This window comes from Tardiphaga sp. 709 (genome assembly GCF_032401055.1).
Classification (GTDB): Bacteria; Pseudomonadota; Alphaproteobacteria; order Rhizobiales; family Xanthobacteraceae; genus Tardiphaga.
This window is the reverse complement of the sequence record NZ_CP135529.1, coordinates 1729513-1747489: the sequence shown is the minus strand read 5'-3', so window position 1 is coordinate 1747489 and position 17977 is coordinate 1729513. Positions and strand designations below refer to the sequence as shown.

The window sequence follows — 17977 nt, the reverse complement described above, 5'->3', positions numbered from 1 at the left end:
GCGTCGTTGTCTGGCGTCGCAACTACTCCGCCGCTTCGAGCTTCGGCGGGCGCGGCCAGATCACCGGGACCGGCGGATCATAGGCCTGGATCGGCGGCAGGTTTCCGGTGAATTTCTCGACATTCACCACCGTGAGCTGACCCGTGCAGCCCTGCGCGAGGCGCGAGGTGCCGGTGTCCCTTGTCAGCACGTTCGGATTGCCGTGCACGCAGAGCGGCTTCTCCTCGTTCGGATCTTCCGGATCGTAATAGGCGCCGGTCGGCAGCTGGATCACGCCGGCCATCACGTCCTCGGTGACGACGACGGATGCGAGACACGAACCGCGCTGATTGAACAGCTTGATGATGTCACCGTCCTTGATGCCGCGCGCGTCCGCATCGACCGGATGCATGCGCGCGACTTCGCGGCCGCGGCGCTTCTCGGCGGAGCTGTGCCCGCCGAAGTCGAGCTGGCTGTGCAGTCGCGAGGCCGGCTGGTTGGCGACGAGCTGCAGCGGGTTGGTCGCATCGACCACGTCTTCGGGCGCGAGCCAGACCGGATGGCCGGGGCAGTCGTCGTAATTGAAGCTGGCGATGGTGTCCGACGTGATCTCGATCTTGCCGCTGGTGGTCGGCAGCGGCGTGCCCTCGGGATCGTCGCGGAACGCGCGCAGGGTGCCGCCGTCCAACGGTAGCTGTGGCAGCATTACTTCGCCGGCCGCCCAGAAGGCATCGAAATCAGGCGCATCCAAGCCCTTGGCTTTGAGCCCGTCGTAAGTAGGTTGATAGAGATGCTTCAACCATTCACGCGGCGTGCGGCCTTCGGTGAAAGCATCGGCGGCGCCGAGACGCTCCGACAGGCCTGTGAAGATCGCGTAGTCGTCGCGCGCGTCGCCAAACGGCTCCGCCATCTGATGCATCGCGACCATCATCGGATCGGTTTGCGAGCTGCCGATGTCCTCGCGCTCCAGCGACATGGTGCAGGGGAGCACGAAGTCGGCATGGCGCGCCGATGCGGTCCAGGCGAGGTCGTGCACCACCAGCGTGTCGACACGCGCGAAGGCCTTGCGCAGGCGGTTGAGGTCCTGATGGTGATGGAACGGATTGCCGCCGGCCCAATAGACCAGCTTGATATCCGGATAGGTCATGTGTGCGCCGTTATATTCGAACGGTGCGCCGGGATTGAGCAGCATGTCGCTGACGCGCGCCACCGGGATGAATTCGCTCACGCCGTTCTTGCCCTGCGGCAGGCCGGCGATCGGCACGGCGTTCTGGCGGCGTCCGTAATTGGCGATGGCGCCGAGCGCATAGCCGAAGCCGCCACCGGGCAGGCCCGATTGTCCGAACATCGCCGACAGCACCGAGGCCATCCACACCGGCTGTTCGCCATGCTTCGCGCGCTGCAGTGAATGCGCAACAACAAAGAGCGCGCGCTTGCCGGGCAGGCGACGCGCAAGCGTGAGTATGGCGTCGGCCTTGAGGCCAGTGATCGCAGCAGCCCAGGCAGCGTCTTTCGGCTGGCCGTCGCTGCGGCCCATCAGATAGTCTTCGAAAGTATCCCAGCCGTGCGTATGGCTGTCGAGGAAGGCGCGGTCATGCGTGCGGTCCATGACAGCGGTATGCGCGATGCCGAGCATCAGTGCCACGTCGGTGCCGGGACGCGCGGCGACCCAGTCCTGGTTCACTTCATCTGGCAGGTCGCTCTTCAGCGGCGAGATCAGCACGAGTTCGCCACCACGCTTGCTGAGCGCGACCATGTCGCGGTGTTCGGTGTGCTTGCTGATGCCGCCGCCGGCAACGCGCGAGTTCTTGGTGTTCATGCCGCCGAAGGCGAGAATGATATCGGTGTGCTCGACGATTTCGTCCCAGCCGATATTGCGGCGGGTCATGTCTTCGTAATTGCCGAGGATGTGCGGAATGAGAACCGTCGATGCGCCGGCCGAGTAACTGTTGACGGAGCGCACATAGCCGCCGAGCGCGACATTCAGAAACCGATGGATCTGACTCTGTGCGTGATGGAAGCGTCCGGCACTCGACCAGCCATAGGAGCCGCCATAGATCGCCTTGGCACTGTGCGTGTCCTTGACGCGCTTGAGTTCGCCGGCGAGCAGGTCGAGCACCTCGTCCCATTCCATCTCGACGAATGCATCGCGGCCACGCCGATCGTCCGGGCCGGGGCCGTTCTCGAGCCAGCCACGACGCACCATCGGCTTGGCGATGCGCGCCTTGTGGCGGAGCGCGTCGGGAAAATTCTGGATGATCGGATTCGGATCGGGATCGATCGGATGCGGTGTGATGACGAGCTTGCCGTCGACCCATTGTCCGGAAAAGGCACCCCAGTGGGAGCTGTGCGTTTTCTTCGAGGAGTCGCCTGCCTGCTTCGTCATGCCTGAGCTTCCGTTATGATCCCGTCATATCAGTGCTTCTGTCCATAAAGCACGGGAACGGCCGAGTCGACGATGACTTCGACAAGGCTGACGCCCGGATGTTGCAGAGACTGCGCGAAAGCACCCGCAAGTTCCGATGATTTGTCGACGCGGACGGCATGCGCGCCCATACCTTCGGCCAGTTTGACGAAATCCAGACCGGGCAGATCCAGCCCGGGAACATTACGCACCTGCATCACCTGGCTGAACGAGCGCATCGCGCCGTAACCGGAATTGTTGATAACCACTATAGTCAAAGGCAATTTGCGCTGCGCGGCGGTCCACAGCGCCTGGATTGAATACATCGCCGAGCCGTCGCCGATCAGGCAGACGGTGCGACGATCCGGATAGCCCAGCGCCATGCCGACAGATGCCGGCAGCGAGTGGCCGAGACCGCCTGAGGTCATGGTGTAGAAACTGTTGGCGCCGCGCATCGGAAGATACTTCTGCATCGCCGGGCGATGCGAGGGCGCTTCTTCCACCAGCATCGCATCCGATGGCATGGCCCGCGACAGCGTGTGCAGCAGATAATCTATCGGGATCGGGTCAGCGCCCGCGGGGGCGGCGGCAGGATGCGGCCCTTGGCGACGTTTCGTTGTGTGTCTGGTAGCAGATCGAGCAGCAGCGTCAGCGCCGGCTTCATGGTCGCGATGATGCTGGTGCCGATCGGCGCGACGGCGGCGGAGTCCACATCATCCGTGATCTGGAAGATCGTGGTATCGCCGTCGAAGATCGCCGCATGGCCTTCGACGTGGAAGGTGAAGACCGGCGCGCCGATGACGACGACGAGGTCGTAGTCTTTCAATGCGTCGGAGAGTTGCGCCGGCGAGGCATGCAGGAAGCCGCAAAATTGCGGATGGCGTTCCGGGAAACTGCAGCGTGCCGAGAACGGGCTGACCCAGACGGCGGCTTTGGTCTTCTCCGCGACTGATACCATCAGATCGACGGCCTCCGCGCGGTCGATGCCGGGGCCGACGATCAGCGCAGGGTTCCTGCTGTTGCCGAGTGCGGCGATCAGTTCCTGCATCGCCTTCGGATCTGGCCCGAGCTCGCGGCTCACATGACGCGCCTCAAGAGGTTGGGCCTGATGCGTCCAGTCGTCGATCGGCACTGATACGAAGGTCGGTCCGCAGGGCGGCTGCATCGCCACGTAATAGGCGCGCGCGATCGCGGCGGGCACGTCCTCGGCGCGTGCGGGCTCGACGCTGTATTTCACATAGGGCCGCGGAAATTCCGAGGCGCGTTCGGCATAGAGAAACGCCTGCAGCGGCAGAATGCTGCGCGCCTGCTGGCCTGCGGTGATGACCATCGGCGTCTGGTTGCGATGCGCGGTGTAGATATTACCGAGCGCATGGCCGACGCCGGCCGCGGAATGCAGATTGACGAAAGCGGCATTGCGCGTCGCCTGCGCATAACCGTCGGCCATGCCGATCACGGAGGCTTCCTGCAGGCCGAGCACGTAGTCGATATCGTCCGGCCAGTCGGACAGGAACGGCAGTTCCGTCGAGCCGGGATTGCCGAACACTTTTTTGATGCCGAAGCCGCGCAGCAGGTTCAGCGTGGCATCCTTGACGGTCACGGGAGTACGGGCGGCGGTTGTCTTGCTGTCGCGGGCCAAGGTCGTTTCCTCACGGGATCGGGCAGTGGTCTGCCGTGTGTTGTTGACTCATCAACAGCAGGAGGGGGCCGGGAGTCAATCCGGGAGGTGGGGTGAAACCGCGCTGACGGAGCGGAGGCGCGCCGTCGCTCCCTCTCCCCGCATCCCCGCGAAGCGAAGCTTCGCTAGGCGGGGAGAGGGGTGGGGTGAGGGGCGGGGCACATCGCCCGCGAAAGGCTGGGGAGATTGCGGATCGAAAAGTCGAGATCCGATAGGTGAGGCCACTGGGTCTTTATGGCGCGCTTCCCCTCACCCGCCGCGAAGGCGCGGCAACCTCTCCCCGCGCAGAGCGGGGAGAGGTAAGATCAGCGCGTCGTTGTGGTTTACCAGCTCGCCGTCGCCTTCATGGTCGGCGCGCCCTGGTCGTTGGCGGTCCAGACCTCGAAACCATCCGCCGTCTCGTTGGCATTCACCGAAAAATCCGCGCCGTCGAACAGCGGTGACATGCCGCGATAGCTGAACTTGGCCGGTGCCTTGCCACCCTTGAGCTTGGCGGCGAATTCGACCAGCAACGCAGCCTGCAGCGGGCCGTGGAACACCAGGCCCGGATAGAACTCGACCTTGGTGACATAATCGCGGTCGTAATGGATGCGGTGGCCGTTGAAGGTCAGTGCACTGTAGCGAAACAGCAGCACGGGATCGGCGTAATGCGTTTCCTGATGCTTGGCCGCAGGCACGTCCTTCGGCGCGGGCGCCGGCGGCGCCATGCTGGTCGGCATGTCCCGATAGACGATGTCCTGCCGCTCACGGATGGCGAGGCCGCGCTTGGTGGTGATCAGGTGCTCGACATTGACGAAGCACAGCGCGCCGGTGGAGCCGGTCTTGAGATTGACGTCGAGGATCTTCGAGGACCGCGTGACTTCGTCGCCGACAAGCAAAGGCTCGATGAACTGCACTTCGCCGCCCGCCCACATGCGGCGCGGCAGCGGTACCGGCGGCAGGAAGCCGCCGCGCGCGGGATGGCCGTCCGGTCCGAGCTTGTCCATCGCAGCGACCGGCTGCGCCAGGCACCACTGCGTGGTGAACGGCGCGGCATCGCCTTGCTTCGGCGTGCCGATGTCCAGAAACAGCGTCGCGCGCAGGCCCTTCACGAGCTGCGCAGTCACGACGTCGGAGGCCTCGTCGGTGCGACCGATCCACTGCTTGAGATGATCGATGTCGAGTGTGTCGGTCATGACGACCTCCGTGTGATCTTGAAGTTTACTTCTGCACTTCGCCGATGCCGGGCACGGCGCCGTAACTGCGCGGCGCATCGACCCAGATCGCCGCCGGCGCCGGATACGAAACTTCGCCATTCGGCGTGTTGACGGTGATGCGGCGCAGATGCGGATGGGTGGTGAGGTCCGCCATCGTGTTCACTTCGGCAAAGGCGATATCGGCGGCGGTCAGGCGCTTCAGGAGTTCGTCGCGGCTGAGCGATCCGAAGATGTCGCTGACGGTCTGGTCGGTGAAGGCGCGGTTGCGCACGCGCTCGACGCCGTTGACCAGGCGTGGATCACTGGCCAGCGCAGCATCGCCGAGCACCTTGGCGCAGAGGATCTTCCATTCGCGCTCGCTCTGGATCGAGATCAGGATGTCCTTGCCATCCCTGGAGCGAAACACGCCGTAAGGCGCGATGGAGGGATGCGCGAGGCCCATGCGCTTCGGCTCGTTGCCGGCCTCGGCATTGAGCAGCGGCACGGTGAGCCAGTCGGCCATCACGTCGAACATCGAGATGCGGATATCGGCGCCTTCGCCCGACACCGAGCGGCCGATCAGCGCTTCCAGGATCGCCGCATGCGCGGCAGCGCCGGTGGCGACATCGACGATGGAAACGCCGACGCGCGACGGGCCTTCGGGGCCGCCGGTAATCGACGCCAATCCGCTCTCGGCCTGGATCAGCAGGTCATAGGCCTTGCGATGGGCGTAGGGGCCGGTGTCGCCATAGCCGGTGATGGTGCAGCAGATCAGCCGCGGATAATCCTTGCGCAGCCGCTCGCGCGTGAAGCCGAGCTTGTCCATCGAGCCCGGCTTGAGGTTCTGCAGCAGCACGTCGGCATTGGCGATCAGCTCTTCCATCGCCTTGCGGCCCTCGGGCGTCGCAAGATCGACCACCACGGAATCCTTGCCGCGGTTGAGCCAGACGAAATAGCTGCTCTGGCCCTTGGCCGCGGCATCGTAGCCGCGGGCAAAATCGCCTTCCGGACGCTCGATCTTGATCACATGCGCGCCGGCATCCGCGAGACGCGAACTGCAGAATGGTGCAGCCACCGCCTGTTCAACAGCGATGACGGTCAGTCCCTTGAGCGGCAGCATGTGTCTATCTCAATACGAGCGCGGCATGCCGAGCACATGCTCGGCCACGAAGGACAGGATCAGGTTCGTCGAGATCGGCGCCACCTGATACAGACGCGTCTCGCGGAATTTGCGCTCGACGTCGTATTCCTCGGCGAAACCGAAACCGCCATGGGTCTGGATACAGGCATTGGCCGCCTCGAAGGACGCATCGGCCGCGAGCATCTTGGCCATGTTGGCCTCGGCGCCGCATTCCATGCCGGCTTCGTATTTGCGCAGCGCTTCCTTCACCATCAGCTCGGCCGCGCGCATATTCGCATAGGCCTTGGCGATCGGGAACTGGATGCCCTGGTTCTGGCCGATGGGTCGGCCGAACACCTGACGCTCCTTGGCGTAAGCGCTCGCCTTGGCGATGAACCACTTGGCATCGCCGACGCATTCGCTGGCGATCAGGATGCGCTCGGCATTCATGCCCGAGAGAATGTAGCGGAAGCCCTTGCCCTCTTCGCCGATCAGGTTTTCCGCCGGCACCTTCATGTCCGTGAAGAACACTTCGGTGGTGGCATGATTCATCATGGTGCGGATCGGACGGATCTCGAGGCCGTTCTTTTTGGCCTCCTTCATGTCCACCAGAAACACCGACAGACCGTCGGTGCGCTTCGCTGCCTGCTCCTTCGGCGTGGTGCGCGCGAGCAGCACCATGAGGTCGGAATATTCGGCGCGGCTGGTCCAGATCTTCTGCCCGTTGACGATGTAGTCGCCGTTGTCGTCCTTCTTCGCCACCGTCTTCAGCGACGATGTGTCGGTGCCCGAGGTCGGCTCGGTGACGCCGAAGGCCTGCAGGCGAACTTCGCCACTGGCGATCTTCGGCAGCCACTTGGCCTTCTGCTCGTCATTGCCATGACGCAGCACCGTGCCCATCGTATACATCTGCGCGTGGCAACCGCCGCCATTGCAACCGGCGCGCTGGATCTCTTCGAGGATCGCCGCTGCAGCGGACAGCTTGAGGCCGGAGCCGCCATATTCCTCGGGGATCAGCACCGACAGGTAGCCGGCTTCCGTCAGTGCATCGACGAAAGCCTTCGGATAGGCCATCTCGCGGTCGAGCTTGCGCCAGTATTCACCGGGGAACTGTGCGCACAGTTTGGCAACGGCATCGCGGATATCGTGGAATTCGTCCTGTTCCGCGGGATGGTGTTTCGTCAAGGAATTGAGCTTCTCTTCTTGAGGGGAAAATTATGAATCCTGACCGGCATTACGAAATCCTCCGGTCTTACGTAATTTTAACCGGGAGGGTCTCGTAGCCTTTAACGAAGCTCGAATACACGCGCTTGGGTTCCCCCACAACTTCGATGTTCTCGAACCGTTTCAGTATCTCCTCCCAAACGATCCTCAATTGCAACTCCGCCAGGCGCATGCCCACGCAACGGTGTATGCCAAAACCGAATGACAGGTGAATCTTCGGCCGCGCGCGGTCGATGATGAACTCGTTGGGGCGCTCGATCACCTCCTCGTCGCGGTTGCCCGAGACGTACCACATCACCACCCGGTCGCCCTTTTTGATAGTCTTGCCGCCGAGTTCTGTATCCTGCATGGCGGTACGGCGCATATGCGCCAGCGGCGTCTGCCAGCGGATCACTTCGGGGACCATGGTCTCGATGAGCGACGGATTGTCGCGCAACTTCTGATACTGGTCGGGGTTCTCGTTCAGCGCCAGCACCGATCCGGTCATGGTGTTGCGGGTGGTGTCGTTACCGCCGACGATCAACAGGATGATATTGCCCATCAGTGTGTCGGGATCCATAAAGCGCGTCGCGTCGCTATGCGCCATCATGGAAATCAGGTCATTCCGCGGGTCGGAATTCACGCGTTCGTTCCAGAGTTTCTGGAAATAGGCGGCGCATTCATCCATCTCGCGGCGGCGTTCCTCTTCCGACGACACGATTCCACTTTTTGGCAGCGCGGTGGACACGTCCGACCAGCGCGTCAGCTTGCGGCGCTCCTCCCACGGGAAGTCGAACAGGGTCGCCAGCATCTGTGTGGTGAGTTCGACCGAGACGCGTTCAACCCAGTCGAAGGTCTCGCCGCGCGGCAATCCGTCGAGCACCTTGCAGACGCGACCACGGATCAGCACTGCCATCTCGTCGAGATGCGCTGGTGTGAACATCGGCGTCACGGTCTTGCGCTGTGCGCTGTGCTTCGGCTCATCCATGGCGATGAAGCTCGGCCAGTCATAGCCTTCCGGCACGTCGCGGATCGCGATGCCGCCATGCTTCACGTCGGACGAGAAGATGCCGTGATTGGTGTCGACCTTCATGATGTCGTTGTACTTGGTCACCGACCAATAGGGCTCGATCGGTGCATTGGTGCAGTAGTGCACCGGTTCTTCCTTGCGCAGTCGTTCGAAGAACGGCCACAGCGTATCGGTCGCGAACAATTTCGGCGCGCCGGGATGGAAGTCCTTCAGCGGCGTCGAATAGGCGATCTCGCGCGCGACGCGCTGGATCTCGGCTTTGTCAGGATTGATCCTGGCTTGGATATTCATGACGTCTGCTCTCCAAAAAATCGATCCTGAGCCGTTGCGGTCGCTGGTTCAGCCAGCGATCCGCACAGGCAGTGTTTCATAACCCTTCACGAAGCTCGAAAAGACGCGGCGCGGCTCGCCGACGACTTCGATCCTGTCGAAGCGCTTGATGATCTCTTCCCACACAATCTTCAATTGAAGTTCGGCAAGTCTGAGGCCGACGCAGCGGTGGATGCCGAAGCCGAATGACAGATGGCGGTTCGGGCGTACGCGATCGATGATGAATTCGTTGGGGTTTTCGATGACCTCGTCATCGCGGTTGCCCGAGACGTACCACATCACGACCTTGTCACCCTTCCTGATCTGCTTGCCGCCGAGCTCGGTGTCCTGCACCGCCGTGCGCCGCATATGTGCGAGCGGCGTCTGCCAGCGGATGATCTCCGGCACCATGCTCTCGATCAGCGCGGGATTGGCGCGCAGCTTGTCATATTCGCCGGGGAACTGATTGAGTGCGTAGACGCCGCCGGACATCGAATTGCGCGTGGTGTCGTTGCCGCCGACGATCAGCAGAATGATGTTGCCGAGAAAACTCTCCGGATCGAGATGCCGCGTGGCCTCGCTATGCGCCATCATCGATATCAGGTCGCTCTTCGGCGGCGCATTGAGTCGCTCCTGAAACAGTCGCCCGAAATACTCGCCGCATTCGCGCAGTTCTCTCTGCCGCTCCAGCTCGGCCTCCGGCGTGGGCGGCAACATTGTGGCGACATCCGACCAGTGGGTAAGCTTGCGGCGCTCCTCCCAGGGGAAGTCGAACAGCGTCGCCAGCATCTGCGTCGTGAGTTCGATCGAGACGCGATCGACCCAGTCGAAAGTCTCGTTGCGGGGCAGGGAGTCCAGCACCTCGGCAGTGCGACTGCGGATCAGGCTGGAGAGTTCGTCCATGTGGTGAGGCGCGAACATCGGCGCCACCGTCTTGCGCTGGGCGCTGTGATGCGGCGGATCTGTGGCAATGAACATCGGCCGGCGAAACTGCACACCGGCGTCGCGGATGGTGATGCCGCCGAATGCCGCGGCGGAGGAGTAGGTGGCGTGATTGGTCTCGACCTGCATGATGTCGTTGTATTTGGTCACCGACCAATACGGTCCGAACATGCTGTCCTTGCAGTAATGGACGGGATCCTCGTGGCGCAGCCGTTCGAAATAGGGCCAGAACGTATCGGTGCGGAACAGCTCGGGATTGCCGGGATCGAACTCATCGAGCGGCATTCCGTAAGCCTGGGCGTGAGCGGCGGCTTGGGCGGATTTGCTGCTGTCGGAATCCTGGACGCGATCGAGCATCGGTTCTCTCCCCTGGCATGCCTTCCGTGGTTGGTCCCGGAGGGCTTATTTGGATGAATTACAACCCGTTGCGGGGCCAAGAGCAAGGACCACTTTATGCCTCTTCTCAGCCCGTTCGGCCCGTGACATGGTGATTTCAATCAACAAAACCGGTGCGCTTGCGCGCCGTTCTGACCGGAGGCGACCCTGTGATTTCGAACGCTCAACGGATGTTCAATTTTGATCTCGGCGAGACCGCGGATGCGATTCGCGAGACCGTGCGTGATTTCTCCCAGAACGAGATCGCGCCGCGCGCCGAAGCCATCGACAAGACCAACCAGTTTCCGCTCGATCTCTGGCCCAAGATTGGCGCGCTAGGCCTGCACGGTATCACGGTGGAGGAAGAGTTCGGCGGCGCCGGGCTCGGCTATCTCGAACACGTCATTGCGGTAGAGGAGATTTCGCGCGCCTCGGCGTCGGTGGGGCTGTCCTATGGCGCGCATTCGAACCTTTGCGTCAATCAGTTGCGTCGCAATGGCAACGAGGCGCAGAAGCGCAAATATCTGCCGAAGCTGATCTCGGGTGAACATGTCGGATCCCTCGCGATGTCCGAGCCAGGTTCGGGTTCGGACGTGGTGTCGATGAAGACCCGCGCCGACAAGAAGGGCGACCGCTACGTTCTCAACGGCAACAAGATGTGGATCACCAACGGCCCGGTGGCGCAGACGCTGGTGGTCTATGCCAAGACCGATCCGGCTGCCGGACCGCGCGGTATCACCGCCTTCATCATCGAAAAGGGGATGAAGGGTTTTTCGACGGCGCAGAAGCTCGACAAGCTGGGTATGCGCGGCTCGGATACCTGCGAACTCGTGTTCGAGGATTGCGAGGTGCCCGAGGAGAACGTGCTCGCCGAGGTCGGTCGCGGCGTCAATGTCCTGATGTCCGGCCTCGATTACGAGCGCGCGGTGCTCGCGGCAGGCCCGCTCGGCATCATGCAGGCCTGTCTCGACGTCGCGCAGCCTTATGTGCACGAGCGCAAACAGTTCGGCGAGCCGATCGGCAATTTCCAGTTGGTGCAGGGCAAGATCGCTGACATGTATGTCGCGCTGAGTTCGGCGCGCGCTTACGTCTATGCGGTGGCGAAAGCATGCGATCGCGGCGAGACCACCCGCGAGGATGCCGCCGGCGCCATCCTCTACGCGTCGGAGCGCGCCACACAATGCGCGCTCGACGCGATCCAGCTGCTCGGCGGCAATGGCTATATCAACGACTATCCCACCGGCCGCCTGCTGCGTGACGCCAAACTCTATGAGATCGGCGCCGGCACCAGCGAGATCAGGCGGATGCTGATCGGGCGGGAGCTGTTCGCGAAGAACGGGTGAAGGGGAGATCCCCTGTATCTGGAGCGCTGACCTCTCCATTGTCATTTCGGGGCGTCCGCCTGGGTTCGTCATTCCGGGGCGCACGAAAGCGGCGAAGCCGCTGAAGTGCGAACCCGGAATCCCAGAGTGTTTGGCGCTGACTAGAGACTCCCATGCTGGGATTCCGGGTTCGCGTGCGCGAAGGCGCGCCCGCGCCCCGGAATGACAGTTCGGGGCCCCCAAACATTTTTTCCTATCCTTCATTGACAACATCCCTTCAAGGTTTATATTCTCCTCTGTCCTGCCCACCGAGAGGGGCGATCGCGATCGTCACGTTCGCGGGGCAGGATGCGGTGGACGCCGGAGATGCGGCGTTACGCGGTTCATGGGTGACGTCTGTCTTCGGGCAGGACGGATCTGCGCCAGCACTGCCACTGGCAAGGAGACGACCGGCCTTGGGATGGAAAGACCCTCTGGACAGTGTGACGGACGACCAAGTCAAAACGCGTCCGGCTTACTCGCTTGAGGCTCCCTGTCCCTCCGCCGTGGGACCATCATTTTGGTGATCGGACCGTTCGCCAAGGCAAAGTGCAAGCAGGCTGAAAAAACACCGTATGCGGAACGTCGGGCACTTTGCTCGGCGCCTCCGAAAGTCCTGATGCACTCACAATTGCGGAAGACCGCATTTGGCATCAGGCCCAAGGGTGCAACGGGCACCCGGCGTTCCGCACGCCCTCTCAACAGAGGGTGGGAATGCGAGACACGACGGCGCCCCCGCGCCGCAAATAATGGGGGTGATGACGCATGTCTGCAGAGCCGTGGCTGTTTGACAAATTGAATCAAGAGCGATGCAGAAGCGCGGCTGTGTGCGCCATCTTCAGAGAGATTCAAAAGACATCGCCACTTGATCCACCTCAATCCGGTCACGGCAAAATGCGCAGATGATTGGCTCATGGCGTCGATCGACGCACCATCGCAAGCAGGAGCAGGATCATGCCGAAAATGAAGGCTGCGATATTCGTGGAGCCGGGTCGTATCGTTCTGGAGGATAAGCCGATCCCCGCTGTCGGTCCGCTCGATGCGCTGATGCGCATCACGACCACCACGATCTGCGGTACCGATGTGCATATCCTCAAGGGTGAATATCCGGTCGAGAAAGGGTTGACCGTCGGACACGAGCCGGTTGGTATCATCGAGAAGCTCGGCAGTGCCGTCACCGGCTATCGCGAGGGCCAGCGCGTCATTGCCGGCGCCATCACGCCGAGCGGCCACAGTTATGCATGTCTCTGCGGCTGCTCATCGCAGGATGGCGCTGGAACGAAGCATGGCTTCAAGGCCAGCGGCGGCTGGCGGTTCGGCAATACGATCGACGGAGCGCAGGCCGAGTATGTGCTGGTCCCCGATGCCATGGTCAATCTCAGTCCGGTGCCCGACGCGTTGACCGATGAGCAGGTACTGATGTGTCCGGACATCATGTCAACGGGATTTGCGGGCGCCGAGCGCGGCGGCACCAGGATCGGCGACACGGTGGTGGTGTTCGCGCTGGGGCCGATCGGACTCTGCGCTATCGCCGGTGCCAAGCTGATGGGCGCGACCACGATCATCGGTGTCGATACGGTGCCCGCGCGCATCGAGGTCGCCAAACGGCTCGGGGCCGATATCGTGGTCGACTTCAAGAAGGGGGATCCGGTCAAGCAGATCATGGACCTGACTGACGGCCGCGGCGTCGATGTGGCCATCGAAGCGCTCGGCACGCAAGGCACCTTCGAATCGGCACTGCGCGCGCTGCGGCCGGGCGGCACGCTGAGCAGCCTTGGCGTCTATTCGACGGATCTACAGATTCCCCTGAGTGCCTTTTCGGCGGGGCTCGGCGATAACACGATTGTCACCAGCCTGTGCCCCGGCGGCAAGGAGCGGATGCGACGGCTGATGAACGTCGTCGCCTCCGGCCGTGTCGACCTGACGTCGCTGGTCACGCATCACTACAGGCTGGACGATATCGAAAAAGCCTACGATCTGTTCTCGCACCAGCGCGATGGCGTGCTGAAGGTCGCAATTACGCCGTGAGACTAAAGGCTGCCAGCGCGAAGGGCTGCGCTGGCTGCCTTTGACACGCTCACATGGCCAGGAACGAGCGATTCCAGGTCGGGCTGATCAACACCTCATTGATACAGACATGCGGCGGCATGCTGGCAATGAAGGCGATGGTCTTGCCGAGATCGTCCGGCTGCAGCATCCGCGCCATCACCTCGTCGCTCGGCGGCACCGGACGGTTCTTCATGATGTCAGTGGCGACCTCACCGGGGGAGAGACAGCAGGCGCGCAAGCCGTTGACGCATTCGTCCATGTTGAAGGAATGGGTCAGCGCCAGAACCGCATGTTTGGTGGCCGTATAGGCCGGCCCCGTCATTTTCGATACGATGCGCCCGGCCCACGAGGCGACATTGATGATGCAACCGTCCTTCTGTGCCCGCATCGCAGGCAGCACTGCGCGCATGCAATACATCACGCCATTGAGATTGATGTCGACGATCTGGTCCCAGCCATCCTGCGTGACGTCTTCCCAGCTCCGCTTCGGCAGGTTGACGCCGGCGCTGTTCACCAGAAGATCGATACGGCCATGTTTGGCGAGAATGGCCTGAGCGACTTTGTTGACGTCGTCGGCATTGCTGACGTCCAGCGCCATTACCTCGACCGGCTTGCCGCCGGCGCCGAGTTCATCGGCGACGCCCTTCAGGACATCGGCGCGGCGGCCGGAAATGACCACCGTCCAGCTATCAGCCAACAGCGCCTCTGCGCCCGCTCTGCCGATTCCGGTGCCGCCGCCGGTCACCCATGCGATCCTGGTCTTGCTGCTCACGATTTTCTCCCTGATCGTTTCTTGCTTCACGATGTCCATCGTCTTGCTTCACGAAGGCCAAAGTGTTCAACAATAATCGTGCCGGCGCCAGTGCCGCCAACTCATGAGCCTCATGCCGATCATGCCGACCGAGACAAAACCGCCCATCGATCAGAACCGCCTCTGGGACGACCATATGGCGCTGGCCGCCATCACTGATCCCGACAAACCGTGGACGCGGCGATCGTTCTCGCAGCGCTTTCTCGAGGGACGCGCCTGGCTGCGCGAGCAATTCATCGCTGCGGGCATGACGGTGCGCATGGATGCCGGCGCCAACATGATCGCCCGGCTTGAGGGCAGCGTTCCGGGCCTGCCGCCGATCATGCTCGGGTCGCACTCCGACACGGTGCCTTCCGGCGGCCGCTTTGATGGCATTTCGGGCATCCTCACGGCGCTGGAAGCGGTGCGTGCGCTGCAGGCGTCCGGCTACAAATCGCGACATCCGATCGAGATCGTGGATTTCCTCGCCGAGGAGCCCAGCGAATATGGTCTGTCCTGCGTCGGCAGCCGCGCGATGGTCGGCGAACTCGATGCGAAAATGCTGACCTACACCAATGCGGCCGGTGAGACGCTGGCCGATGCCATCAAGCGCGTCGGCGGCGACCCCGCGGCCATTGCCGCGATGCCGAAGCCGGAATTCGTCGGCTACCTCGAATTGCATATCGAGCAGGGCGTCGTCCTGGAAAGCAAGAAGCTCGATCTCGGTCTCGTCACCGGGATCGCCGGCATCACCCGCGTCGAGATCGTGCTGCAGGGTGCCGCCGATCACGCGGGCTCGACGTTGATGGAATATCGCAGGGATGCGAGCCTGCCCGCTGCCGAACTCGTGCTGCTGGTCGCCCAGCAGGCCAGCGCCTTTGCCGCGCGCAAACAGGGCCATTTCGTCGCCACCACGGGGATCCTCGAGATCAGCCCGAACGCTGCCAATGTCGTGCCCGGCGGCGCGCGCATGATCCTCGATATCCGCGCCGAGAAAGCTGCGCTGGTCGATGAATTCGTGGCGCTGCTCGATCGCGAGAGCCTCGCCATTGCAGGGCGAGCCAAGGTCGAGCGCGAACACTTCGCACTGATCTCGCAAAATCCTCCCGCGCCTTGCGACGATCATCTGCTCGACGTTCTCGGGCGTAGCGCTGCCAAGCTCGGCTACTCCACGACGCGGCTGGCGTCGGGGGCCGGTCACGATGCCGCTTTCATGTCGCATGTCGGCCGCAGCGCGATGCTGTTCATTCCGTCAAAGGACGGCAAGAGCCATTGCCCGGAGGAATGGTCGGAGCCGGAGCAACTGGCCGTCGGGGCGGCAACGCTGTTCGAGGCGGTGCGGCTGCTCGACGGACAGAACGACTAGCCGGCGGTGCGTTCGGCCAGCATGCTGCGTTGAGCGGAGGCGAGGTAATCCCCAACCTGCTCGATGCTCATGGGCTTGGCGAAGAAATAGCCCTGCATGAGACGGCAGTTCTCCTTTTGCAGGAAGTCGACCTGTTCGCTGTTCTCGACACCTTCGACGATGCAGTCATGGCCGAGGCCGGCGCAGAGGCCTAGCATGGTGCGCAGGATCAAGCGCGAGGCATCGTCGGTTTCGATATTGCTGATGAAGCTGCGGTCGATCTTGACCTTGTCGAGTGGCAATTCGCGAATACAGCTCAGGCTCGAATAGCCGGTTCCGAAATCGTCCAGCGAGATGCGGGCTCCCAGAGTCTTCAGGGCATTCAGCGCTTCAGTCGCTTGCGCGAGATTGCCCATCACGGCCGTCTCGGTAATCTCGAAGTCGATGCGGCTGGCCTTCACCCTGCTTTGCTGGACAACAGCAATGATCTTGAGGATCGACAGGGGAGAGGCGACGTCAACCGCAGAGAGGTTGAACGAAATCCGGACGTGCTCCGGCCATGTGGCTGCGCCTTCCAGAGCCTTGCGAAGCAGCAACGGGGTCAACTGGCCGATCATGCCGGAACGCTCGGCGGCAACAATGAAGCTCATTGGCGGAACATTGCCGAGCTCCGGGCTCTTCCAGCGCGCCAGGGCTTCGAAGCTCGCAGGCTGTTGTGTTTCTGCGTCGATAATCGGCTGGTAGGCGATCCACAATTCCTGTTCGAGGTCGGCACTAGCCAGGGCCCGACTCACAGAGGAGGCCTCGCGGATATCGGCTTCGTGTTCTGCAGAAAACCGGACGGCCTTCCCACGCTTGTGCTGCTTGGCAAAGAACAGCGCGTAATCGGCGCGCTCGAACAAATCCTGCGCGGTCTTGGCTGTGTCCGGAAATTCCGCATATCCGATCGAGCAGCTGATGCTTACTGTAATGTCATCAATCTCGAACGGGATGTCGAATAGGTTCTCGATGCTCTCTTCCGCCTCAACAATTGCATCCGGGTCGAGCAATTGGTCGCTGAACATGACGAATTCGTCGCCGCCCAGTCTGCCCAGAAACACGTGAGGGGCGAGATGTGCGCGCAGTCTGTCTGCGACTTCGACGAGCAAGCGATCACCCGTGTGGTGCCCATGGATGTCGTTGATAGGCTTGAAGCCGTCAAGATCCAGGATACCGAGCAGCAGGCCGCCGCTACTGTGCTCAGTGTTGACAATGCCGCGCTCGAGCTCGGCAAAGAAGTTCCGGCGATTGGGGAGACCGGTGAGGCTGTCGATATTTGAATTCCGGAAATTCTTGTCGCTCAGCACCTGCAGTTCAGCCTGCTTGATACGCAGCGCCTTCTCCGAATTCACCCGCTTCTCGAAGTCGGAGTAATTGCCGAGCAGCATGAAGAGAACGGCCCCGATAACCACGACGAAGTTGAAGGCGATGGAGACGAAGACCACATTGTCGCTGGAGCCGAAAAAGAACGCGAAGGGCACGACAACCAGCGCCATCACGATCAGCGCTGCCGCGCGCAGATGCATGAGGCAGAAGCCGCAGCCGATCGATGTCACGGCCATAAAGAACGCAACGTGGCTTTTGCTATAGGCGTCGCCATAGGGAAACAGGCTGAGGCTCCAGGCAGTGAACGCGACGCCGAGAATGCCTGCAAAGATGATGGAGCCGGTGAGCTTTTCTACGGCCTTGTTGAGTGACAGCGTGGTGTGCCGCGCTCTCAGCCAGCTCAGTATCCGGATCACACAAATTGCATCGAATGCAGCGGGGAGATAGACGGTAAGCAGATGTGGCGCCGTACCATAAAAGGTGATCGCAAGTGCCGTCGTGTTGACGACCACCAGTGCATACATCATCGGCACCTGACGGGTGAAGGCAGCGAGTTTTGCTTCCACCAGTTCGGGGTTTTCGCGCGGCACCCGGAAGATCGTTCCGATTTGTGATGCCGCCATTTCGAAGTAGTTCAGCATCGTACCGTCCTGGACTCTGCACTCGTGAGTTAGATACCTATCGCAACTTCTTTAAGATTGGCCTGCCTCGGCTGCTGAAAGTTCGAGATAGTAACCGATTGTTCCGATTGGTGTATTTTCCTCGGATTGCGATGGTGCAAGTGCGAAAAGGTCGGGGGTGGTATTATGAAACCGACCTTGCATCATCGACATCGCAGCGGCATGAGGTTGA

Annotated in this window: 11 protein-coding genes and 1 pseudogene; 3 read left to right on the top strand and 9 right to left on the bottom strand. The window is 62.0% G+C overall.

What is annotated here, in order from left to right; genetic code table 11:
• Window positions 1-22 precede the first annotated feature (22 nt).
• From RSO67_RS08820 to RSO67_RS08790, 7 genes and pseudogenes are all read right to left on the bottom strand, one after another.
• Window positions 23-2365, bottom strand: coding sequence for a molybdopterin guanine dinucleotide-containing S/N-oxide reductase (locus RSO67_RS08820; RefSeq protein ID WP_315843173.1), 2343 nt, complete (start codon window positions 2363-2365; stop codon window positions 23-25).
• A gap of 29 nt (window positions 2366-2394) precedes the next feature.
• Window positions 2395-4022, bottom strand: a pseudogene (gene mdlC / locus RSO67_RS08815) (benzoylformate decarboxylase).
• Window positions 4023-4384: 362 nt separating this feature from the next.
• Window positions 4385-5236 (bottom strand): MaoC family dehydratase N-terminal domain-containing protein, encoded by an 852-nt coding sequence (locus RSO67_RS08810; protein WP_315843172.1) that lies wholly within the window; start codon window positions 5234-5236, stop codon window positions 4385-4387.
• Between the two features lie 25 nt (window positions 5237-5261).
• Window positions 5262-6356 carry a CaiB/BaiF CoA-transferase family protein gene (locus RSO67_RS08805; protein WP_315843171.1) on the bottom strand — a complete coding sequence of 365 codons (1095 nt, stop codon included), beginning with the start codon at window positions 6354-6356 and terminating at the stop codon, window positions 5262-5264.
• 9 nt (window positions 6357-6365) lie between these two features.
• Entirely contained in the window at window positions 6366-7541 is a 1176-nt protein-coding gene (locus tag RSO67_RS08800; RefSeq protein ID WP_089265293.1) for an acyl-CoA dehydrogenase family protein, read from the bottom strand.
• A gap of 67 nt (window positions 7542-7608) precedes the next feature.
• Complete coding sequence (locus RSO67_RS08795; protein WP_315843170.1) at window positions 7609-8880, bottom strand: cytochrome P450; 1272 nt, start codon at window positions 8878-8880, stop codon at window positions 7609-7611.
• 48 nt (window positions 8881-8928) lie between these two features.
• Window positions 8929-10125 carry a cytochrome P450 gene (locus RSO67_RS08790; protein WP_315844205.1) on the bottom strand — a complete coding sequence of 399 codons (1197 nt, stop codon included), beginning with the start codon at window positions 10123-10125 and terminating at the stop codon, window positions 8929-8931.
• A gap of 260 nt (window positions 10126-10385) precedes the next feature.
• Between RSO67_RS08790 and RSO67_RS08785 the strand changes: the two genes are divergently transcribed.
• Window positions 10386-11558, top strand: a complete 1173-nt coding sequence (locus tag RSO67_RS08785; RefSeq protein WP_068734239.1) for an isovaleryl-CoA dehydrogenase — start codon at window positions 10386-10388, stop codon at window positions 11556-11558.
• A 972-nt stretch (window positions 11559-12530) separates the two neighbouring features.
• A complete protein-coding gene (locus RSO67_RS08780) occupies window positions 12531-13604 on the top strand; it encodes an NAD(P)-dependent alcohol dehydrogenase (protein WP_315843169.1) in 1074 nt (357 codons plus the stop codon).
• Between the two features lie 49 nt (window positions 13605-13653).
• Here RSO67_RS08780 and RSO67_RS08775 read toward each other — a convergent pair whose 3' ends face one another.
• A complete protein-coding gene (locus RSO67_RS08775) occupies window positions 13654-14436 on the bottom strand; it encodes an SDR family oxidoreductase (RefSeq protein WP_315843168.1) in 783 nt (260 codons plus the stop codon).
• Between the two features lie 73 nt (window positions 14437-14509).
• Between RSO67_RS08775 and RSO67_RS08770 the strand changes: the two genes are divergently transcribed.
• Entirely contained in the window at window positions 14510-15781 is a 1272-nt protein-coding gene (locus tag RSO67_RS08770) for a Zn-dependent hydrolase (RefSeq protein WP_315843167.1), read from the top strand.
• On the opposite strand, the gene RSO67_RS08765 is transcribed toward RSO67_RS08770, so the two are convergent.
• Window positions 15778-17766, bottom strand: a complete 1989-nt coding sequence (locus RSO67_RS08765; RefSeq protein WP_315843166.1) for a putative bifunctional diguanylate cyclase/phosphodiesterase — start codon at window positions 17764-17766, stop codon at window positions 15778-15780. The genes RSO67_RS08770 and RSO67_RS08765 overlap by 4 nt on opposite strands.
• Between the last annotated feature and the right edge of the window lie 211 nt (window positions 17767-17977).